The organism is Aminobacter sp. GW821-FHT11F06, assembly GCF_058808215.1.
In genome coordinates, this window is sequence record NZ_JBXARL010000005.1 from 268,933 (window position 1) to 289,924 (window position 20,992).

The 20,992-nt window shown below is 61.9% G+C and carries 18 protein-coding genes; 11 read left to right on the forward strand and 7 right to left on the reverse strand.

What is annotated here, in order from left to right:
- Positions 1-2: 2 nt before the first annotated feature.
- Both AC1RTB_RS14830 and AC1RTB_RS14835 read left to right on the forward strand, forming a co-directional pair.
- Positions 3-371 (forward strand): sodium:proton antiporter, encoded by a 369-nt coding sequence (locus AC1RTB_RS14830; RefSeq protein ID WP_476785637.1) that lies wholly within the window; start codon positions 3-5, stop codon positions 369-371.
- Positions 365-3,445: a proton-conducting transporter transmembrane domain-containing protein gene (locus AC1RTB_RS14835; RefSeq protein WP_492881228.1), complete on the forward strand. Its 3,081-nt coding sequence runs from the start codon at positions 365-367 to the stop codon at positions 3,443-3,445. Before AC1RTB_RS14830 ends, AC1RTB_RS14835 begins: the two co-directional genes overlap by 7 nt.
- 31 nt (positions 3,446-3,476) lie before the next feature.
- Here the strand turns inward: AC1RTB_RS14835 and AC1RTB_RS14840 are convergent, their stop codons facing one another.
- The 3 genes from AC1RTB_RS14840 to AC1RTB_RS14850 form a co-directional block, all read right to left on the reverse strand.
- Positions 3,477-4,502, reverse strand: coding sequence for a helix-turn-helix domain-containing protein (locus AC1RTB_RS14840; RefSeq protein ID WP_492881227.1), 1,026 nt, complete (start codon positions 4,500-4,502; stop codon positions 3,477-3,479).
- 94 nt (positions 4,503-4,596) lie between these two features.
- Positions 4,597-4,917 (reverse strand): hypothetical protein, encoded by a 321-nt coding sequence (locus tag AC1RTB_RS14845; RefSeq protein ID WP_492881226.1) that lies wholly within the window; start codon positions 4,915-4,917, stop codon positions 4,597-4,599.
- Positions 4,914-5,777 carry a MurR/RpiR family transcriptional regulator gene (locus AC1RTB_RS14850; RefSeq protein ID WP_492881225.1) on the reverse strand — a complete coding sequence of 288 codons (864 nt, stop codon included), beginning with the start codon at positions 5,775-5,777 and terminating at the stop codon, positions 4,914-4,916. Before AC1RTB_RS14850 ends, AC1RTB_RS14845 begins: the two co-directional genes overlap by 4 nt.
- Between AC1RTB_RS14850 and AC1RTB_RS14855 the strand changes: the two genes are divergently transcribed.
- The 9 genes from AC1RTB_RS14855 (at position 5,770) to AC1RTB_RS14895 (ending at position 15,727) form a co-directional block, all read left to right on the forward strand.
- On the forward strand, positions 5,770-5,955 hold the full coding sequence (locus tag AC1RTB_RS14855; protein WP_492881224.1) for a hypothetical protein: 186 nt from the start codon (positions 5,770-5,772) through the stop codon (positions 5,953-5,955). The genes AC1RTB_RS14850 and AC1RTB_RS14855 overlap by 8 nt on opposite strands.
- A gap of 381 nt (positions 5,956-6,336) precedes the next feature.
- Complete coding sequence (locus tag AC1RTB_RS14860; protein ID WP_492881223.1) at positions 6,337-7,857, forward strand: M81 family metallopeptidase; 1,521 nt, start codon at positions 6,337-6,339, stop codon at positions 7,855-7,857.
- A 36-nt stretch (positions 7,858-7,893) separates the two neighbouring features.
- Positions 7,894-9,915, forward strand: a complete 2,022-nt coding sequence (locus AC1RTB_RS14865; protein WP_492881222.1) for a beta-N-acetylhexosaminidase — start codon at positions 7,894-7,896, stop codon at positions 9,913-9,915.
- Positions 9,916-9,926: 11 nt separating this feature from the next.
- Positions 9,927-10,418 carry a GNAT family N-acetyltransferase gene (locus AC1RTB_RS14870; protein ID WP_492881221.1) on the forward strand — a complete coding sequence of 164 codons (492 nt, stop codon included), beginning with the start codon at positions 9,927-9,929 and terminating at the stop codon, positions 10,416-10,418.
- A 30-nt stretch (positions 10,419-10,448) separates the two neighbouring features.
- Positions 10,449-12,098, forward strand: coding sequence for an ABC transporter substrate-binding protein (locus tag AC1RTB_RS14875; protein ID WP_492881220.1), 1,650 nt, complete (start codon positions 10,449-10,451; stop codon positions 12,096-12,098).
- Between the two features lie 54 nt (positions 12,099-12,152).
- Entirely contained in the window at positions 12,153-13,133 is a 981-nt protein-coding gene (locus AC1RTB_RS14880) for an ABC transporter permease (protein WP_492881219.1), read from the forward strand.
- Between the two features lies 1 nt (position 13,134).
- A complete protein-coding gene (locus AC1RTB_RS14885) occupies positions 13,135-14,025 on the forward strand; it encodes an ABC transporter permease (protein ID WP_492881218.1) in 891 nt (296 codons plus the stop codon).
- Complete coding sequence (locus AC1RTB_RS14890) at positions 14,022-14,825, forward strand: ABC transporter ATP-binding protein (protein WP_492881217.1); 804 nt, start codon at positions 14,022-14,024, stop codon at positions 14,823-14,825. Before AC1RTB_RS14885 ends, AC1RTB_RS14890 begins: the two co-directional genes overlap by 4 nt.
- On the forward strand, positions 14,822-15,727 hold the full coding sequence (locus AC1RTB_RS14895) for an ABC transporter ATP-binding protein (protein WP_492881216.1): 906 nt from the start codon (positions 14,822-14,824) through the stop codon (positions 15,725-15,727). Before AC1RTB_RS14890 ends, AC1RTB_RS14895 begins: the two co-directional genes overlap by 4 nt.
- A gap of 90 nt (positions 15,728-15,817) precedes the next feature.
- Here the strand turns inward: AC1RTB_RS14895 and AC1RTB_RS14900 are convergent, their stop codons facing one another.
- The 4 genes from AC1RTB_RS14900 to AC1RTB_RS14915 form a co-directional block, all read right to left on the reverse strand.
- A complete protein-coding gene (locus tag AC1RTB_RS14900; protein WP_492881215.1) occupies positions 15,818-17,545 on the reverse strand; it encodes a M14 family metallopeptidase in 1,728 nt (575 codons plus the stop codon).
- Positions 17,542-18,396, reverse strand: coding sequence for an ABC transporter permease (locus tag AC1RTB_RS14905; RefSeq protein WP_492881214.1), 855 nt, complete (start codon positions 18,394-18,396; stop codon positions 17,542-17,544). The genes AC1RTB_RS14900 and AC1RTB_RS14905 overlap by 4 nt, the downstream gene beginning before the upstream one ends.
- Positions 18,397-18,402: 6 nt before the next feature.
- Positions 18,403-19,326, reverse strand: a complete 924-nt coding sequence (locus AC1RTB_RS14910; protein ID WP_492881213.1) for an ABC transporter permease — start codon at positions 19,324-19,326, stop codon at positions 18,403-18,405.
- Between the two features lie 125 nt (positions 19,327-19,451).
- The gene (locus AC1RTB_RS14915; protein WP_492881212.1) at positions 19,452-20,984 is read right to left on the reverse strand and encodes an ABC transporter substrate-binding protein; all 1,533 of its coding nucleotides are present in this window, start codon (positions 20,982-20,984) and stop codon (positions 19,452-19,454) included.
- Positions 20,985-20,992 lie beyond the last annotated feature (8 nt).

Consider the following 20,992-nt stretch of genomic DNA (forward strand, 5'->3'; position numbering starts at 1 on the left):
CCATGAGCCTACCGGTTTCCCACATTCTCTTGGCAACAGGTTTTTTGCTCGTGCTGATCGGCATGTGGGGCATGCTAAGGCACCGCAACATCCTGCGCATCATCATCGGCTTCAGCCTGATCGACACCGGGCTGCATATCGTCATGGTGGCGACTGGCTACGTCACCGGACATACCGCCCCGATCATCGACAAGGCGCTCGGCATTGGAGAAGCGACCTCACGCGCCGTCGACCCCATACCTGCAGCATTGGTGGTCACCGCCATCGTCATCGGCTTTTCAGTGACTGCGGTCATGCTGGCCTTTGCGATCCGCGTTTATGACGCCAAGAAAACCCTTTCCATCGACGCGCTGACGGAGTCGAAATGGTAGAGGCCCTTCTGCAGCCGCTGAACATTTTCCTGCTCGGCCTCGGCGGAGGCTTCCTCATCCCCCTGCTCTACAAAATCGCCAAGCCTTTGCCGGCCATAGCCTTCTTGGTCGCCCTTGTCGGCATCGCCTCGATCTCCGGCGCCAACCTGTGGGCGCTTCACAACGGTCACCCAACGATCGAGGTGCTAACTGCCGGCAGCACACCACCATTCTCGATCAATCTGCGCTTCGGATTATGGGAAGGCGTCTTCACCTTCAGCGTCAATGTTGCGGCGCTGTTGGGCGCCTGGCACCTGTGGTCACGGCTGCGCGACAGCTATGCAGCGCTGCTGCTCTATCTGATCCTGATCATGGGCATCAACGGCATGGTGATGACCCGCGATCTGTTCAATCTGTTCGTGTTTCTGGAGATCGTCTCCATCGCCACCTACGGGATGCTCGGACTCGACCGGGGTCCAGCCGCGCTTGCGGCGAGTTTCAAATACATCATGGCGACGGTGCTCGCCTCGACCTTCTTTCTTCTCGGTTCGGTGCTGCTTTATCACGTCACCGGAACGCTCAACATCGACGAGATGATCGCGCGGCGCGACCTCATCGCCGGGCCGATCGGCGTCACAGCACTGCTGCTGGTCCTGTCCTGCCTGATCATCGAGCTCAAGCCCTTCCCGGCAAACGGCTGGGGGCTCGACGTCTACGAGACCGCGCACAGCGGCATCGCCGCCCTGATATCTGGCGGTGTTTCGGCCGGCGTCTTCTTCGCCCTGCTCAAGCTGTTGCCGCTGTTCGAAAACCAGCTCGGCATCATCGCGATTTCAGGGGGCATCAGCTTCCTGTTTTCCAACCTCATCGGATTGAAGCAGACCAACGTCCAGCGAATGCTGGGCTACTCGTCCATCGCGCAGATGGGGCTGCTGATGCTGGCGCTCGCACTGCTGCACAAGGTTGGCGCAGAAGCCTCGCTGCCGCTCGTTGTCGGTGGGCTGTTCGTCAACCACCTTTTCGCCAAGGCGGGCCTGTTCTGGCTCGCGGGCGCGGTCGGGCGCAGCGAGGTATCCGGCTGGTCCGCAATCGCGGGACGTCCGCTCGTCCTGCTCGTCATGGCCCTGCTTCTGGTCGCCATCGCGGGCCTGCCGCCCTTCCCCGGCTTCTGGGCCAAATGGGAACTGGTGATGCAGCTCTCCAAGGGGCTGCAATATGGCTGGATCGTCGTCATACTGGCGGGGTCGCTGCTCGAGGCGGCCTACATGTTCAGCTGGTTCAAGCAAGCGACACGCGCCGTGCCCAACCAGTCGCCGGTGCGCCCTGCCCTCCGCGCGCTGATGCCCGCCATAATCTCGGCCGCCATTCTCGCGACGAGCGGCTATTGCGCCGCAAGCATTGCGGGTGCTGCATCGTTGTGGCTGTTTGCGCCGTTATGCGTCGGCGGCCTACTCTATGCGCTCGACTGGCTCCCGGGCCGGGTGAAATGCACGTTGATGCTTCTAGCGGTGCTGTTCGTCGGCAATTGGATGATCGGTGACCTCACCGGCCTCAACCAGCTTTTTGCGGTGCTTCTGCTGATGGGCGGGTTCGTCGTCGCCTCGGCCGCTCTCTATCGCTCCGACGCCCGGCCGGGCTATTTCCCGCTCATGGCGGTTACACTGCTGTCGATCGCCGCCTTGCTGAGATCGTCAACGAGCCTGGAATTCTTCTTCAGCTGGGAGCTGATCACGCTGTCGTCCTATTTCCTGATCGCTCAGGGACGAAACGCGCATCCCCATGCCCTGCCCTTCTTGTTGTTTTCGCTCATTTCGGCCTTTTCGCTTCTTGCCGGTTTCGCGCTTGCCACCGCAGCCAACGGCACCACGGCACTTGCTACCTTCGGCAGCGCTTCGGGTCCCGTCGCGGAGGCGGCATTCATCTTCCTGGCGCTCGGCTTCCTGATCAAGGCCGGAGCCCTTGGCGCACATGTCTGGCTGCCCGGTGCCTATGCCGAGGCCGACGACGATCTTTCAGCGATGCTGTCGTCGGTCGTCAGCAAGGTGGCGATCTTCGGCCTGTTCATCGTGACCTACCTCGCCATCCGTTCTGAGACCGGTCTGGAGCTTGCCCATGTCATGGGCTGGATCGGCCTTTTGACCACCGTAGCTGGGGCGGTAATGGCCCTGCAGCAAAACGACATGAAGCGCCTGCTCGCCTATTCCAGCATGAGCCAGCTTGGCTACATCATCACCGCGATCGCGCTGATGAGCCACCTCGGCTGGGTGACAGCACTCTACCTTGTTGCGAACCATTTGATGGTCAAGGGCATCCTATTTCTTGCAGTCGCCGGCATCATCCTGCGAACCGGCACCAGAATGCTTGAAGCCAATGGCGGGCTCGCGCGGAAAATGCCGCTCACCTTCGCAGCCGTTGTCATAGCGCTCATTTCGATGTCCGGCCTGCCGCCGCTGGCCGGCTTCGGCGGCAAATGGCTGCTGCTCAGCGCCATGGTCGACAAGGGCTGGTATGGGCTCGCGGCGACCGGTGTGTTCGCCACATTCGTTGGCTTTCTCTACATGTTCCGCCTGGCCCATGCCGTCTTCTTCGGCCCCGCCAAGCCAGAGCATGCCACAGTCAAGGAAGTCTCGCTCCAGCTGCTCTTGCCGCAATTCGTGCTGGTCTTGGCAATCCTTGCCCTGTCGTTCGTCCCGAAACTCTTCATGGAGCCGGTTTCGCAGGCGATCGATCCCTATTTCGCCTCGACGCTAGTCTGGGAAGGCATGTCGCTCCAGACCATCTATGGCTATTGGAACCCGGTCCCGGTCATGGTGGCGTCGACTTCCGCCGCTTGCCTGCTGTTCGTCCTAGTCTGGCTGCTCTACCGGACTGGAGCCAGTCGCGCCGCACCGCTTGGCGTTGCGCAGTTCTACCGCTTCTACCAGTCTGCCCTGACCCCTATTGTCGTGCCGCTGGCGGACGTTTTTTGGAACGGCGTGTCGCGTATGGCGGCCGCAGCAGCGGGTTTGCTGCGCAAAATCTACACCGGCAACGGACAGACCTATTTGCTCTACGTGCTCTATTACGTCATCGTGGTCTACGTCGCGGCGATGTAAGCCATTCGACCTGCGTGCCGGCAGCAAATGCCTAGACCTGAAGGTAACACAGGACCTGGCCGAGATCGCCCAGTTGCATCCCTTGAAATATGGAAGGCAGCCTGAAAAATGATGGGTAGCCGCCGCGCGACGCGGTTCGGGCGTCGCTCGGGCTGCATCCCATCTCTTTGCGAAAGGACCGGCTGAAGCTGGCCGCATCCGGAAAGCAAAGCTCTTCAGCCAGCGCCGCGACACTCCGCTTCTCTGATGGGTCCGACAGTGCTTCATGCGCTGCAATCAGCCGCTGCCTCAGGATATAGCGCCCCACGCCACCCATGGGTTCAAACAGGCGGTAGAGCTTGGAGCGCGAGATGCCGAGCTGGCTGCAAAGCATGTTCGGGCAAAGATTGGGCGCGCGAAGATTCCGGTGAACCGTCTGGCGCACGCGCTCAAGTACGGTCGTCGCTATCTGCTCACTCGCCTCTCGAAGTCGATCAGAGGTCGGTGCGATGCAGGCGACGATAAGAGCGCGAATACCCGCTATCAGTTGCGGCAGATCCTTGGCCTCGACCATCGGCAGGCGCCACTCCAGAGCTATGAGGAAGTCATACAGAAGGCCGCCGAGCCCTGCCGACGGCAGGGTTCCGCCATGGCTGTCCAGCACGCCCGAAATGGGACGCAAAAGGTCGCGCGGTATGAACATGGTGGATACGCTGCTGTCGGCCGCGTTCCCTTCATAGGGCCGCGCCAGCGAGCGGATATAAAGCTGCTTCGATTGATTGCCGGCGATCCGCGCAGCATGGCTCTCGGGCAGCACCAGGCACCAATGGTCGAGCGGATCCTTGCGCAGATGCCGCCACGTTCGCGGCACTAGCGGCCCAGGCATCCGCGCGGACGTAAACGCCAGCGGTCCAAGATCCCATACGTCTTGCCTGAAGCTGAAACCGTCCCTCGCCGACACGTTCGACGAAACGTCGATGACCGATGACTGATATGCTCGCCACGCTTCGAATTGATGCTCGCCCGGCAATCGGCTGGTGTCGAAGGTCAGCGGTGCAATCAGCTGGGATGCGGGCAATAGGACCTCGACAAGTTTGTCAGATTTGCGGATTGACGTTGCCGATTACCGCAAGCGGGCTGATAACGTCGATCAATCGCAAGCCACTAGGTGTTCACTCGCACCGTAGGGTGCCAACCACTGAGAAATCAATGGCTAGAGTGACAATCGGTATCGGCACTCGCGCCGCGTGTTCGATGTCTCGACGGGTGGCCCTCAAGGTTTGCGGCGAGATCACGATCTGGAGATGGTCGGCGAACTCGAGGATACCCGCGGCTTCGCCATCTGTCGGCACGGCAAGCGCATGCTTTGCTGCCACGACGGCCGCCATGTCGCCATCTTCGACGACGCTCCAATCGCTGTCGCGGGCGTTGGCGGTTCCCCTGACTTGACCCTGCCGGCGCGCCCCTGAACCGGACCGCCAGGCCAGCGTCAATCGCCCAGGACCTGCCGGTCATCGCCGTCGCGGCGGCGCACGAGTTCTTCCTTTATGCCGCGCAGCGTCTTGGCGGCCTTGTTGCGGTCGGCATAGGCAACCAGGTTGGCCAGGATGTCGATCGCGGCCACGTAGGCGTATCGTGTCGAGGTCGGCCGGAAGATGTTTTTCCCCTCCGGCAGGTCGATGGTGATCACCACATCGGCTGCCGCGGCGACGGGCGAATTGCTTTGGGTGATGACGATGGTCGGAACGGCACGTTTGCGCAGGAGCTCGAGGCTCTGAACCAGGCCGGGGTCGCGCCCGCTGAAGGATGAGCCGAACACGACGGTGCCCGGCTGGGCCGCGGCAGCGAGCATGATGTTCAGATTGTGGTCATTGGAAGAATTGATGCGGCATCCCAGGCGGAACAGCCTGTTGTGCAGTTCGTTGACGATCATCGACGAATTGCCGCTGGCGCCAAAGGCGTAGATGAACTCGGCACCGCGCAGGAGCCTGGCCGCCTTGTCGAGGGCTTGCATATCGAGCTGGCGATGCAACTGGAACAGGGCGTTCTGCGCCTTGGCGATAATGTCTTCGGCGACCTCCTCCGCAGTGGCTGTCTGGGCCTCGGGCATCAGGTAGCGCAGCCCGACATAGGGCATCTTCGCCAGTTGCACCTTGAAATCCGAATAACCCTGGCAACCCAGACGGCGGCAGAAGCGGGTCACCGTCGGCGGCGAGACCTCGGCCCGCGCGGCCAGGTCGCTGATCGACGAATTGACGACGAAGTCGACATCCTCCAGCACGATGCGGGCAAGCTTCCTCTCAAGGCCCGAAAGCTTGCCGTCCTCGTCCGAAAGGGCGTGAAAGATGTCCATCAAAGCTCCCCCGTTCGAACGCGTCGGCGCTGCCGCCGCACGACTCGGTCGTGAAAAAGAATTTCTCTCAATCATGTTTCCATACCACAGCGTGCTTGCGCATCAACGCCACCCGATATCGCTTTGCAACGTGCTCATTGTCAGCCGCCGCATTCAAGCTATTGAAATCAAATCATAAAATTCGATATGGCTATGTAGCTCAGTTGGTGCGCAAGTCCGCTCGCTGGCTGGATGACGCGACGGCATGTTCTTCATTTACGTAAGTGAATTACATAATTCGGGCAAAATGGCTAGAATGCCGTTGACGAAAGCGCGGTTTTTCGCCTTACTAAGAAAATTAATTACATCGCCTGGCGGTGCAAGGGAGGAATATCAAAATCGGGCTCTCGTGAGCGCAGTTGGCATTTGCGATGTCGTGGCCGCTATCGGGCGCGCCCGCGACAGGCGATGCGATGCGACGGGGGAGTGTGTCCAATCCTCAGGAAATGTGCCTGCAAGCACCGACCTCTCGGCAGGGTCGTGAAAGTCGGATCTTCTCATCGAAAGCATCGTCGGTTCAATGCGTATCTTCACGGCCTCGTTGGCAACGGAAACCAACACGTTTTCTCCGGTTCCGACCGACATCAATGCGTTCAAGGCTGCGTTTTATGCCGAGCCCGGCGCGCATCCCGACACGCCGACACTGTGTTCTTCGGTGGTGCCGATTCTGCGCCGCAGGGGCCGCGACGAAGGTTTTGTCGTCATCGAAGGAACGTCTTGCTGGGCCGAGCCGGCCGGGCTGATCCAGCGGCAGACCTATGAGATGCTGCGCGACCGGATCCTGGGTGAGCTCAAGGCCGCCATTCCCGTCGACGGCGTCGTCCTCGGCCTGCATGGCGCCATGGTCGCCCAGGGCTATGATGACCCCGAGGGCGATTTTCTCTTGCGGGTTCGCGCCCTCGTCGGGCCCGATGTGCTTGTCGCAGCCGAGTTCGATCCGCACAGCCATTTGACAGCGCTGCGCGTCGCAAATCTCGACCTGATGGCGGCCTTCCTCGAATTTCCGCATACCGATTTCGAGCAGCGCGGCGAGCATGTCGTCGAGCTGGCGCTGCGGACGCTGCGCGGCGAAATCAGGCCGGCGATCTCGACCTTCGACTGCCGCATGATCACCATCTATCCGACAAGCCGCGAGCCGATGCGCTCCTTTGTCGACCGGTTGATGGCACTGGAGGGCAAGGACGGCGTGTTGTCGATCTCGGTCATTCATGGCTTCATGGCCGGCGATGTGCCCGACATGGGAACGCGCATCGTCGTCGTGACCGACAATGACAGGGCCAAGGGCGATGCCCTGGCGCGCACGCTCGGTCACGAGCTCTACGGTCTGCGCAAGCTAACGTCCATGCCGATGCTCGACACCGAGGCCGGGCTCGATCGCGCTATCGAACTGCGCACCAGCCATCCGGACCAGCCCGTCGTCATCGCAGATGTCTGGGACAATCCCGGCGGCGGTGTCGCCGGGGACGCGACCTATATACTGCGCCAGATCATGGCGCGCGGGCTGGAGGATGTCGCCGTCGCGACCATCTGGGACCCGATCGCCGTTTCTTTCTGCCACGCGGCGGGTGAAGGAGCGGTGCTCGACCTGCGCATTGGCGGCAAGTCCGGCCCGCATGGCGGCGATCCTCTTGACCTGACGGTGAAGGTGATGAGCGTTGCCGAAGCGGGTTGGCAGAGCTTCCGCAACAGCAAGGTGACGCTCGGCAATGCCGCCGTGGTGCGGCCTGTCGGTACGACGATCGATATCCTGTTGATCACCAGCCGCACGCAGACCTATGAGCCCGACATCTTTTCCAACCAGGGCATCGATGTCGCCGGCAAGGCGTTCCTGCTGGTCAAATCGACCAATCATTTCCACGCCGGCTTCCAGCCGATCGCATCCGAGGTCGTCTATGTCGCCGCGCCCACCTCCTATCCGACCGACCCGGCAACGACGCCCTACCGCAAGGCGAGCCTTGATATCTGGCCACGCGTCGCCGATCCGCTGGGCCTTGAGGGCACGGAGGCCCAAGGCAAATCACGAGAACTCCTGACCAACTGACGTCTAGGCAAACGATCACTTGAGGACGACACCGAGATGACTGCGCTTACCCAACAAGCCCATTCCCTGCTCTTCGAAACGGTCTGGACGCCGGCAAGCGATGGCCGGGCACCCGTCTATACGATCCGCCTGAAGAACCTTGGCCGGGAACCACTTGGCGATTTTATCCTGTGTTTCAGCGGGCCGGCGCGGCTCGAGGCGAATGCCGCGATTGAAAACGGACGCCTTATCCGTCGTTTCTCCAACCACAGCGAAGTCGCACCACCCGTTGGCTTCGTGCTCGCGGCGGGCGCGACATGGGAATGCACCGCCCATCAGCTGTCTTATCCGCTGCGTCATTGGAGCGACGGCGCGACCAGTGCCTATATCGTGAAATCAGACGGGGCGATCGAAGTTGCGGGCACCTTGAAGACCGTGTCGACTGTTGTCGAGAATGCGCCCAGGCGTGGCAGCGCAATGTTGGCTGCGCCCGCAACGTCGCCGGTCCCGCTCTCCATCATTCCATGGCCGAGCAGCGTCGAGGCGATTGCATCGGGGCAGACGCCCGATGGCCTTGCCTTGATGCCCGAAACGGAAACCCAGCGTGCCGCCTGCCAGGCATTCATCGAGTTGACCCAACGCCTGTTCCCCGGCGACGGGTTTGTACGCGAGGCCCATCAGGGCGGGCGGGCGGTGCGCCTGGTCGAAGGTTCTGATGAGGCCGAAGCCTATCGGATCGATTTCAGCGAGCGCGAGGTCGTCGTCACGGCCTCCGCCCCGGCGGGCTATCTCTACGGCCTGATCACGCTTGGCCAGATCCTGCGTGGCGCCAAGCGCCATCGCCAGACGTTTATCTTTCCCGCTTCCGGCAGCATCGAGGATGCGCCGCGCATGGGCTTCCGCGGCTGCCATCTCGATGTCGTGCGCCAGTTTTATGCGAACGGCGAGGTCAAACAGTTCCTTGCCATCATGGCGTGGAACAAGCTCAACCGGTTCCACTGGCACCTGACCGACGATGAAGCATGGCGCATCGAAATCATGGCCTATCCGCAGCTGTGCGAGCGCGCCGCATGGCGCGGCCACGGCCTGCCGGTGCCGCCGATGCTGGGGTCGGGACCGCTGCCGACAGGGGGGTACTACACCCAGGCCGAGGTGCGCGACGTTGTTGCTCTCGCCGGCACCTACGGCATCGAGGTGATCCCGGAGATCGACATCCCCGGCCACAGCTACGCGTTGCTTGAAGCGTTGCCCGAACTGCGCGATCCTGATGAGGCCGGCGAATACGCCTCGGTGCAGGGCGTGCCCAACAATTGCATCAACCCTGCGCAGCCGCAGGCGGTCGCCTTCATCCTGGAAGTCTTCCGTGAACTGGCGGAACTGTTCCCCTCCAAGGTGCTGCATATCGGCGCTGACGAAGTGCCGCTGGGGGCCTGGTCGGGCTCGCCGATGGCGCTCGACATGCTGCGCAAGCTTGCCGGAGACAATGCCGCGCGCTCGCATGCCGGCTTGAGCAACACGCTAACCAACCATGACGGCGCCGACGACATCGAAGGTGCGACGACCTCGATCCTTCAGGCCGAGTTCGTGCGCGAGGTGCATGAGCTGATCAAGTCGCTCGGCTGCGTGACCGGCGGCTGGCAGGAAGCCGCCCATGGCGGTGCGCTCGACAAGGACGCGTCATATCTTGTCGGCTGGCGCGACGTGCAGATCAGCGGCCGCCTGGCGGGCGAAGGCTATGACATGGTCGTCGCCCCGGGGCAGGCCTACTATCTCGACATGGCCCAGTCGGCCGACTGGAACGAGCCAGGTGCTGGTTGGGCCGGCTCGCCGTCGCCGCGCGACACCTACGATTTCGACCCCATCGAGGGCTGGACCGCCGAACAGCTGCGGCACTTCAAGGGCATACAGGGTTGCATCTGGAGCGAGTCCATGACCGACCGCGCCGTGTTCGACCGCCTGGTCTTCCCCAGGCTGTCGGCGATCGCCGAGACGGCATGGACGCCGTGGCAGCACAAGTCATGGGACCGGTTCGCGGCCAGCGCGAGCCTGATGCCCAATCTCTACGGACACTGGGAATAGGAGAGAACCAGGTGCCTGACCTGCTCGTCAGCCTCCACTCGGCAAAGTTCGAGGAACTGCATTCGCGCCGTCAGGTGCCGGGCGTTTCGATCCGTCCTGCGCTCGCGCCGGAAATGGCTCTGGTCGTCGATTGGGTGCGCGAGCATTTCAGCGACAACTGGGCCAGCGAAGTCACGGTGGCGTTCTCGCGACGACCCGTCGCCTGCATCGTCGCCGTCGAAAACGGCAAGCTTTTGGGTTTTGGCTGCTACGATATCGTCGCACGCGGCTTTTTCGGGCCGACCGGCGTCGGTGCCGACACGCGTGGCCGGGGCGTAGGCGTTGCGTTGCTTGCCGCAGCACTCGATGCGCTGAAGGCCGACGGCTACGCCTACGCCATCATTGGCGATGCGGGTCCCGTCGATTTCTACGCCAATGCCGTCGGCGCCATTCCGATCCCGGCACCCGACAAGGGTGTCTACGAAGGCATGCTTCGCCGTCCCAAGACGGCATCTGATCACTAATTACAAACAAGACTTGAAAGGGGAACTGACGTGAAATTGCATACGCTTACAGCCATCTCGGCCCTCCTGCTCGGTATCGCGCCCGCAGCCGCGGAAAACATCCTGACCGTCAACGTCGAACCGGCGACGACCTGGGTCCGCAACTTCAACCCGTTCAACCAGGCTTCAGCGCGCCAGAGCACGCTTGATTTCATCTACGAGCCGATGGTCGTCTTCAACCGCTTCGACAGCAACAAGCCGGTCTATCGCCTGGCTGAGAGCTTCAAGCTGGCCGACGATCTCAAGAGCATCGAGTTCAAGCTGCGCCCGGGCCTGAAGTGGTCGGACGGCCAGCCGCTGACAGCAAAAGACGTGAAGTTCACCTACGATCTCATCAAGAAGTTCCCGGCACTGGATTTCGTCAGCATCTGGTCCCAGATCGGCAGCGTCGAAGCCGTCGATGCGCAGACCGTCCGCTTTACGCTGAACGATCCGAGCTCGCTCGCCGCCGAGACGCTGGTGCAGATTCCGATCGTGCCGCAGCATGCCTGGAAGGACATTGCCGATCCCGTCACCTACGCCAACGAGAAGCCCGTCGGCAGCGGCCCGATGACCGAAGTGCCGCGCTTCACCGGCCAGACCTACGACCAGTGCCGCAACCCGCATTATTGGGACGCCGCGACCCTCAAGGTCGATTGCATGCGCTTCCCGCAGCTGGCCGACAACAACCAGATCCTGACCGCCACCGTGAGCGGAACGCTGGACTGGGGTGTTTCCTTCATTCCCGACATCGACAAGGTCTACGTCGCCAAGAACCCGGAGCATTTCCACTACTGGTACTCGCCAAGCAGCATGGTCGCCTTCATCTTCAACCAGGAGACGGCCAACGAGAACAACAAGAAGGCCTTCGCGGACCTCAAGTTCCGCCGCGCCGTGTCGATGGCGCTGGACCGCCAGTCCATGGTCGACATTGCCGGCTATGGCTATCCGACGCTGAACGAGGATCCGGGCCTGATGGGCGAGCTCTACAAGAGCTGGGCGGATGCTTCGGTCAAGGCCGACTTCGGCAAGTATGCGACCTATGACGAGGCCGGCGCCAAGGCGCTGCTCGACGAGGCCGGCTACGCCGACAAGGATGGCGACGGCATGCGCGACAATCCCGATGGCACCAAGATCGCTTTTTCGATCATCGTGCCGGCAAGCTGGACCGACTGGATCGATGCGGTCAACATCGCCGTCGACAACATGAAGGCCATTGGCATCGACGCCAAGATCGAGACGCCGGAAGAAGCTGTCTGGACCCAGAACCTGATCGCAGGCAAGTTCGACGCCGCGATCAACAGCCTGCCGGCGGCAGCCTCGCCTTACTATCCTTACAAGCGCGCCTTCACCGCGGCCGACGAGAGCAAGACCCGCTTCACCGCGCAGCGCTGGTTCAATCCCGAGGTCGAAAAGCTGGTGACGGAGTTCACCCAGACCGCCGACCTGGAGAAGCAGAAGGAGGCCATGAACAAGGCGCAACGCATCGTCGCTGAAAATCTGCCGATGGCGCCGGTGTTCAACAATCCGAACTGGTACCAGTACAACACCACGCGGTTCACCGGCTGGTCGACGAAGGACAATGCCTTTGCCAATCCGGCGATCACCAACAACAACCGCGCGCGTCTGCTGAACCTGCTGGCTCTGCGACCGGTAAACTGACGTCTTGACAGGGAGTTGGCGGCGGCCGGAAACGGCCCCGCCAATCAGAGCCAAATGCCATTTCTTCTCCGCCGGACATTGTTCTACCTCGCCGCCTTCATTGCGGCGGCGACGATCAATTTCTTCCTGCCGCGCATGATGCCAGGCGATCCGGTGGCCTTGATGTTTTCAAGCGCGGCGACAGAATTGCCGCCGGAGAGCCTGCAGGCGCTGAAACTCACCTTCGGCTTCGTCGATGGTCCCCTGTGGCAACAGTACCTGACCTACCTCGCCAGCATCTTCACCGGTGATCTCGGCGTGTCGGTCAAATATTTCCCGCTGCCGGTGACGGAGCTTCTCGGCCGGGCGCTGATCTGGACAGTCGGCCTCGTCGGCACCGCCACGATCATCAGCTTCACGCTCGGCAGCTTCCTTGGCATGCTGGCGGCCTGGCGCCGCGGCACCAGGCTCGATGTCGTCATTTCCGTCTGCTCGATCTTCGCGACATCGATCCCCGCCGTCGTCACCTCGCTGGTCGCACTCTATTTCTTCGGCTTCATCTTCGGCTGGTTTCCCACCGGCTATGCGCACGACCCGGCACTGGATCCCTCGTTCAGCCTGCAGTTCTTCGGCAGCGTCCTTTACCACGCGCTGCTGCCGATGATCACGCTTTGCGTCGTGCTGACCGGGGGCTTTACCGTCACCATGCGCAACAACATGATCAACCTGCTCGGGCAGGACTACGTCGTCATGGCGCGGGCCAAGGGCCTGTCCGACCGGCGCGTGATGATCTGGTACGCCGCGCGCAACGCGCTGCTGCCGGCCGTTTCCAGCCTCGCCATCGCCCTTGGCACCGTTCTCGGCGGCTCGCTGGTGACCGAAGTCGTCTTCAACTATCCGGGGCTGGGCAATACGCTCTACCAGGCGATCCTCGCCCGCGATTATCCCGTGATCCAGGGCCAGCTTCTCGTCATGACCGCAGCCATGCTCGTCGCCAATTTCGTGGTCGACGTCACCTATGTCCTGCTTGATCCGCGTCTGAAGGGGAGTGGCTGACATGGGCCAATTGCGCATCGGTCTCAGGCGCAACCGCAAGGCGCTGATCGGCCTGGCTATCGTGCTGATCATCGTCCTGATCGCCATCTTTGCACCGCTTTTGACGGAATACGGCCCCGCCGCCCGCACCGGCCGTCCGCACCAGCCGCCGTCCGCTGACCATATCCTCGGCACGACGCGTCTCGGCCAGGACGTCTGGGCCCGGCTCATCTACGGTGCCCGCACCTCCCTGGCTGTCGGCTTCGCCGCCGGCCTGCTGATCACTGTGGTCGGCACCACGCTCGGCATCATCGCCGGCTATCGCGGCGGCAAGACTGACGAGGTCATCAGCTTCTTCACCAACATGGTGCTGGTGGTCCCGAACCTGCCGCTGCTGCTCGTCATTGCATCCTTCGTCGGCCAGGCCGGGCCGCTGGTGATCGCCTTCATCCTCGGCGTCACCTCCTGGGCCTGGGGCGCGCGTGTAACACGGGCTGAGACACTTTCGGTCAAGCAGCGCGACTTCGTGAAGGCTGCCGAGATGATGGGCGAACCGCAATGGCGCATCATGGCGTTCGAGATTTTCCCGAACGTGCTTTCCATCGTCGGCATCAACTTCATCGGCAGCGTGATCTTCGCTGTCATCACCGAGGCGACGCTGGAATTCCTTGGGCTCGGCGACCCGAACGTCATCTCGTGGGGAACCATGCTCTACAATGCGCAGAAGGCCTCCGCGCTTTCCGTCGGTGCCTGGTGGGATATTCTTGCCCCCTGTATCGCGCTGGCGCTTCTGGGCATCGGACTGTCGCTGCTGAACTTCGCGGTCGACGAGATCGCCAATCCGCGGTTGCGGACGGGCAGCAATCTTGGTCGCTGGGCAAGCCTGGTCAAAGCAGGGGAGGGACGGCTTTGAGCGACGCATTGCTCTCCGTGAAGAACCTCACGATCGACTATATCGGCGCGGAGAAGGACTTTCGCGCCGTCGACCAGGTGTCGTTCGACGTTGCCCCCGGCGAAGTGTTTGGCCTCGCGGGCGAATCCGGCTGCGGCAAAAGCACCGTCGCCTTCGCCGTCAGCCGCCTGCACACGCCGCCCGCGCTCATCCGCAAGGGCAGCGAGATCCGGCTCGCCGGCCGCGACGTGCTCGGCCTCGACGACAAGTCGCTCAGGGCGTTCCGCTGGAGCGAGGTGGCGATGGTTTTCCAAAGCGCGATGAACTCACTCAACCCGGTGCTGCGCATCGAAGACCAGTTCCATGACGTGCTGGCGACCCACAATCGCTGCTCGCGCAAGCAAGCCCGTGAGCGCACCGCCGAGATGCTGACGCTGGTGGACATCAAGCCGGAGCGCATGCGCGACTATCCGCACCAGTTCTCCGGCGGCATGCGCCAGCGCATCGTCATCGCCATCTGCATGGCGCTCAATCCGAAGCTGGTGATCATGGACGAGCCGACGACAGCGCTCGACGTGGTGGTTCAGCGCGAGATCCTGCAGCGCATCGACGAGTTGCGGCGCCAGATGGGTTTCTCGGTCCTGTTCATCACCCATGACCTTGGGCTCATGGTGCAGTTCTGCGACCGCATCGGCGTCATGCTGTCGGGCAAGCTGGTCGAGCAGGGTCCGTCGGACGAGATATTCCGCAGGCCCCAGCACGACTACACCAAAAAACTCTGGGCCTCGTTCCCATCGCTCAAGGGAGGCTTGCTGGGATGAGCGAACCGCTTCTGCGTTTTGACAATGTCAGCAAATCCTTCGGCGGCGGGACCTATGCCGTTCATGCCGCGCGATCCATCAACTTCTCCCTGCACAGCGGCCGGGCGCTGGCGATCGTAGGCGAGTCGGGCAGCGGCAAGACGACCTGCGCGCGCATGGCGATGCTGGAATATCTGCCCAGTGCCGGACGGGTGCTGTTCAAGGAAGAGCCGACGGCAGGCCGCCACGGGCGCGACCTCTCGGACTACCGGCGAGCGGTCCAGATGATCTTCCAGGATCCGTTCGGCTCGCTCAATCCCGTGCACACCATCGCCTACCATCTCAAGCGCACGCTCAGGCTGCATCGCCCGGACGTCGCGGCCCGTGATCTCGATGCCGAGGTCCAAAATCAGCTGGAGACGGTGAAGCTCGACCCTGCACTCGTCGCGCCGAAATATCCGCACGAGCTGTCAGGCGGACAGCGCCAGCGCGTGAACATCGCGCGCGCGCTTGCGGCACAGCCGCAGGTGCTGGTTGCCGACGAGCCGACATCGATGCTCGACGTCTCGGTCCGCCTCGGTGTCCTCAACCTGCTCAACGAGATGAAGACCACCCGCAATCTGGGCATCCTCTACATCACGCACGACATCGCGACCGCGCGCTACGTGGCCGAGGACATCGCGGTCATGTACAGCGGCCAGATTGTCGAATGGGGCGATTGCGGCGCGGTGATCGACAACCCGCAGCATCCTTACACCAAGCTGCTGCTGTCGGCTGTGCCCGATCCGGAGCGCCGGTTCGCCGATGCCTCGTCACGGCTCGATCCAAAGGAGGCCGACGCCGTGCGTCGTGCCGCCGCGATGGACGGCCGCGAAGTCGTAAGGGCTGGAGAAAGCCACTTTGCTTTGGCCAGTGCGGGGTAGATCAGGGCAATCTGTACCTGCGGCACCTGATACGTTTAGCCATCAGAAATCCTGTGCAGGTCCAGTGGCACGTCAGATGCTTTCGCCTGGTCAGCCGATAGCCGAAATCTCCTGCATGGCCTCATAGGCCGAAAGCACGGTTTCCATCTGGGCCGTATGCCCGGCAATGAAATTGTCGCCATAAATGGTCTCGTCGGGATACTCCGTCACCAGCGTCAGCGGCGTGGTGTGGCGCTCGTCGACCGAGCACAGGCAAGGGAAACCGTTGATGATGCGGAAGCCGGTTTCGCCAGCATGGACCTCGTAAAGCGCGATCTGGGCGTCATTGTAGGCGAGAAGGCCGGGGATCTTGCCCAGATGTGCGGTGACGTGATCCAGCATGCGTTCGGCGCGCGCCTCCCATCCTGCGTGATGGCGCATGACGAGGAAGAAGCCTTTCGGCAGCGTCCACATGGCGAAGTTGCGTGGCACATAGCCCGACAGAGGCCGTGTCCATTCATGGCTCGGATAGCCGTGCAGGTTGACGTGCAGCTGCGCACCGGTCAGGCGCTGTGCCTCGACACGAATGGCTTTTTCGTGCAGCACACCGCCTGTGTTTTCCGGCGTGCGGTATTCGAGGTCGTCGCCCATCGCAGTGTAGCGTGCGGCGTGATGCATGTGGCGCGGATTGTCGGCGCGCAACCTTTGATGCAGCGCATAGCCGTCTGGGTTTTCCATCGGAGAAACGCTGAAATGCGCGTTTTGCCGCCGCGCCAGAACCTTCGCGGCGCGCATGGCCCCAACGATGCCGGTGTTTTCATTGGCGTGCTGGCCACCGCTGATGATGACCGGCGCATCCGTTCCCTTGACATAGCGGCCCAGCACAGGCCGGCCCGCGCGGCTCAGCGCTTCGAAAGGCTGGCCGCCGATGGCGTCGAGCTCGGCGGTCACCTGCGAAAAGAACGGTGGCTCGCGCATCGTGTCGAGAGCAACGACAGGACCGTCGGCGATATGCGATGACAGAGGCAGCACGCTGACCACGACGGAGAGCGCCTCGCCCTGCACGATCTCAGGAACGATCTGGCCGGGGCGCAGACCACGGTCGCCGAGCGGACGGCCGGACTTCTTCTGGAAGACCTCAAGCAGCGAGAAGTAGAAATCCTCATGCAGCGCCTCGCGCAGGCTGAGCACTTCGTCCCCATAGGCCAGTGGCTCGTCGGCTGAGGGAAGTGTCGCGCGAATGTTCAATTCGTCGAAATAGGGCTCGGCCGTTCCCCAGTCATGCGACTGGACGGCTGCAACCGTATCGGCAAACAGCTCTTCGTAATCCGTTTCGAGGCGTTCGCCAGAGCCGGCGTCGGTAATGATCCAACCGGTCGGCGAGACGATGGTTTCGCCGACAAAATCGGCATGCACCCGGTTGGGTGCGAAAACTGTATGGCTTGCCGTGCTGCCGTCGGCCAGCGTCAGCGTCACGCCGTAGTGGAACAGGTCATCGGAGCGAGCGGCGAAGGATATCCTGGCGTCTCCGGCAAGGGCGGCGAGCGGATAGGTTTCGAGGATGAAGCGGTTTTTGGGCGCGCGCTCATGGACGGGATAGGTGACCGCGATTTCGGTCACGCCAGACAGGTCGAGCTCTTCGAGAAAGAAGTGCAGCAGCGGTTTATAGGCGGAGCGGATGCGGGCTGTGACACCTTTTTGTGCCAGCTTCTGCTCGGCCGCCCTACGGCTTGCACGGTCGTCGAAGGTCCATGCCTGCAGCGTCGCGCCCTCACCTGCGGCGGTTGCGACGAGCGCGTCCAGCGTGCGCCCGTAGGTCTTTTCGAAAATCGAGGTCATCGTGTGGTTCTGCCAGTTGGATCAAGGCTGTCGCGGAGCCAGTCGCCAAGGAGGTTGAGGCCGAGCACCGTCAGCAAAATGGCAAGGCCGGGGAAGACGCTGACCCACCAGGCCAGCTGCAGATAGGTGCGCCCGTCGGCCAGCATGCCACCCCAGCTCGGGATCGTCGGATCGACGCCAAGGCCAAGGAAGGTTAGGCTCGACTCGAGCAGGATGTTGGAGGCGACGTTCAGCGTCATCAGCACGATCACCGGTCCGATCAGGTTCGGCAACAGATGCTGGAAGATGATGCGCCAGTCGCGCACGCCAATGGCGCGCGCCGACAGGATGAACTCCCGCTCGCGCAATGTCAGCACCGAGCCGCGCACGAGGCGGGCATACTGCACCCATTGCGACACGATCAGCAGGATGATCGTATTGGTCAGGCTGCCGCCGACGATGGCGATGAATGTGATGGCCAGGAGAATGAAAGGCATCGCCAGCTGGATATCGGCAAAGCGCATGACGATCATGTCCCAAAAGCCGCGATAATAGCCGGCGATCAGGCCCATCAGCACGCCGATGACCAAGGCACCTGCAACCGAGGTGAAGCCGACGAGCAACGATATCTTGCCGCCCGCAACCACGCGGGCCAACACATCGCGTCCCAGCGGATCGGTACCGAGCGGATGGGCAGCGTTGACGAAGGGCGGCGTCAGGCGGGCGAGAAGGTCGATCTTGGCGCCACCGCCGGGAAACAGCAGGTCGGAAAAGACCACCGCAAGACAGATCGTCACGGTGAGGAAAGCGCCGAGGATGAATTCCAGGTTCATGAAGCGCGACTGGCGCAGGGAGAATGTCTTGGCGGCCATTGTCGTCTACTCCGTACGGATGCGCGGATCGACCAGCCCGTAGGCGATATCGACCAGAAGATTGACGCCAACGATCATCAGCGACAGGACGGTGATCACGGCCTGAAGCACGGGATAGTCGCGCGCGCCCACGGCATCGAAGGCCAAAGTGCCCATGCCGGGCCAGTTGAACACGCGCTCCACCACAACGATGCCGCCAAGCAGTCCACCGAACTGCAAGCCGAAATAGGTGATGAGCGGAATGGCACAATTGCGAAGCGCGTGCTTGTAGAGAACCTTGCTTTCGCTCAAGCCCTTGGCGCGCGCCACCATGATGTATTGCGATTGCAGCGTCTCAAGCATTGACGTGCGCACGAGCCGCACGTTTGTTGCAGTCAGGATGACACCCATCGTCACGGCGGGCATGATGTAGGCTAAGGCGTTGTCCATGCCGCTGGGCGGCAGCCAGCCGAGCGTGATGGCGAAAAGCAGAACCAGCATGGTCGCAAGCCAGAAATTTGGAAACGACAGGCCGACCAACGACAGGATGCGGATGATCTGGTCAGCCGACTTGCCGCGCGCGGTTGCCGCCTTGATGCCGAGTGGGATGGACAGCGCGATGGACACCACCATCGAGATGAATGCCAGAAGCAGTGTCGGCGGAAGGGCGGCTCCGATCAGTCCCGCCACGGGCGTGTTGCCGATAAAGCTGCGGCCGAAATCCAGAGTCAGCAGCCCCTTCATGAAGTCGAGATATTGCACGATGAAAGGCTTGTCGACGCCGAGCGCCTGACGAATACGAGCCAGGTCGTCTTCGGTCATGCTGCCCCCGCCCTGGAACATCGTGACGGCCGGGTCGCCGGTCAGGCGAATGGCGAAAGACACCAGGAGGGTAATGGCGATGACGACAAAGATCGCCTGCAACAGTCGCTTGATGAGGAAGCCGGCCAAGTGTTTTTCCCTAGTGCTGAACTTGTCGGAGAAGCGCGCAACGCTGTTCGGACAAGACCAGGTGTGTGATCGTTGAATAAGAACGAGAGGGATGCCGCCCGAAAAGGCGGCATCCCTGACGCAGATTAGTTGACCGAGACTTCGTTGAGCTTCAGCCGGGTATCGGGTGCGGGAACAAAGCCCTGCACGCGCTTGTTGATGCCGTAGATGGCATTCGAGTTGTAGAGCGGAAGCTCGAGAGCGCGATCGGCGGCATATTTCGCGACTTCCTTGAGGATGCGCTCGCGCTCAGTGCGGTCGGTCAGCGGACGCTGCGATTCGAGCAGCTTGTCCATTTCAGGGTCGCTGTCGTAGGGGTTCCACTTTTCGCCAGAGTGGTACATCGAATAGGCGGTGTTATCGTAATCGAAGGTCCAGCCGCCCCACTTCTGCTGGAACATCGCACCGGTCTTGCCCTGTGGGATGATGTCGTTCAGCAGAACGTTGGTTTCGTAAGGCTTGATGGTTGCGGTGATGCCGACCATCTGGAGATAGCTGGCAATGACCTGCGCCACCTCGTTCATCGTCGCGTCATTGCCGCGAATATCGATCTGGACGGTTGCGCCTGGCTTCACGCCTGCTTCGGCCAGCAGCGCCTTTGCGCCTTCAGGATCGTAAGGCAGCGGCTTCATTTCGGGGTCGTAGCCAAACGAAAGCGCGCCCTGGAAACTGGCGATTTCCGATGCTTCGCCCGCGAGGATCGACTTGATGATGGTCGCGCGATCCACGGCCATGATCAACGCCTTGCGCACCTTGGGATCGGCCGTGATGCCGCTCTTGGTGTTGAAGCGCAGAGCATCGACGGTGGGTCCGGGCACCGAAACAAGCGCGAGCTTGGGGTCGTTCTTGATGACGTCGATCATGCCGATCGGAATGGTCGGCGGCAGGACGAGGTCGACGCGGCCGGCCTGAAGCTCGGCAACGGCGGTCGAAGGCTCGGCAATGAAGCGGAAGTCGAGTTCCGAAAGCTTCGGCGCGCCGCCCCAGTAGTCGGGATTGGCCGCAAGCTGGATGTTGACCTTCGGCGCATAGGAAACGAACTTGAACGCGCCGGTGCCGACCGGATTGGCGTTGAAGAAATCCTCGCCCTTTTCAGCGATGTATTTCGGCGGAACGATCATCGCACCGTAGCCTGCAAGCTTGGTCAGCAGGACCGGATCCGGTGCCTTCAGCTTCATGTCGACGGTGTTTTCATCGATGATCTCGATGCTGTCGATTGCAACGTAGTTCGAGCGCTGGGGACCTTTCGCACCCTGCTCGCCAAGCAGGCGTTCGAAGGTGAATTTTACGGCTTCGGCGTTGAACGGCTCGCCATTGTGGAAGCTCACGCCCTTGCGGAGATGAAAGCGGATACGCTTGCCCTCGTCGAGTTCCTCCCAGGATTCAGCCAGCCCCGGAACGAGCTTCAGATCGGGACCGCGATAGGTCAGGCCGTCGAAAATATTGGTGGCGACGGCCGCCCACTGCACCAAGAAGGTATCGATCGGGTCCCAGCTGCCCGGATCCTGCGGCGAAGAAACCGTGAGCTTGCCTTCAGCCAATGCAGGCGAAGCGATGAAAGCCGTTCCTGCCATGGCGAGCGCCATGTAAGCCGCTTGAATTCCTGTTGTTGTTTTCATTGGCATCT

Bases quoted from the DNA above. Each gene is read 5' to 3' on its own strand.
- AC1RTB_RS14855 (WP_492881224.1), top strand. From the start codon at position 5,770: ATGTCCATCAAAGCTCCCCCGTTCGAACGCGTCGGCGCTGCCGCCGCA.
- AC1RTB_RS14850 (WP_492881225.1), bottom strand. From the start codon at position 5,777: ATGGACATCTTTCACGCCCTTTCGGACGAGGACGGCAAGCTTTCGGGC.
- AC1RTB_RS14880 (WP_492881219.1), top strand. From the start codon at position 12,153: ATGCCATTTCTTCTCCGCCGGACATTGTTCTACCTCGCCGCCTTCATT.
- AC1RTB_RS14900 (WP_492881215.1), bottom strand. From the start codon at position 17,545: ATGACCTCGATTTTCGAAAAGACCTACGGGCGCACGCTGGACGCGCTC.
- AC1RTB_RS14885 (WP_492881218.1), top strand. From the start codon at position 13,135: ATGGGCCAATTGCGCATCGGTCTCAGGCGCAACCGCAAGGCGCTGATC.
- AC1RTB_RS14860 (WP_492881223.1), top strand. From the start codon at position 6,337: ATGCGTATCTTCACGGCCTCGTTGGCAACGGAAACCAACACGTTTTCT.
- AC1RTB_RS14915 (WP_492881212.1), bottom strand. From the start codon at position 20,984: ATGAAAACAACAACAGGAATTCAAGCGGCTTACATGGCGCTCGCCATG.
- AC1RTB_RS14895 (WP_492881216.1), top strand. From the start codon at position 14,822: ATGAGCGAACCGCTTCTGCGTTTTGACAATGTCAGCAAATCCTTCGGC.
- AC1RTB_RS14865 (WP_492881222.1), top strand. From the start codon at position 7,894: ATGACTGCGCTTACCCAACAAGCCCATTCCCTGCTCTTCGAAACGGTC.
- AC1RTB_RS14905 (WP_492881214.1), bottom strand. From the start codon at position 18,396: ATGGCCGCCAAGACATTCTCCCTGCGCCAGTCGCGCTTCATGAACCTG.
- AC1RTB_RS14835 (WP_492881228.1), top strand. From the start codon at position 365: ATGGTAGAGGCCCTTCTGCAGCCGCTGAACATTTTCCTGCTCGGCCTC.
- AC1RTB_RS14830 (WP_476785637.1), top strand. From the start codon at position 3: ATGAGCCTACCGGTTTCCCACATTCTCTTGGCAACAGGTTTTTTGCTC.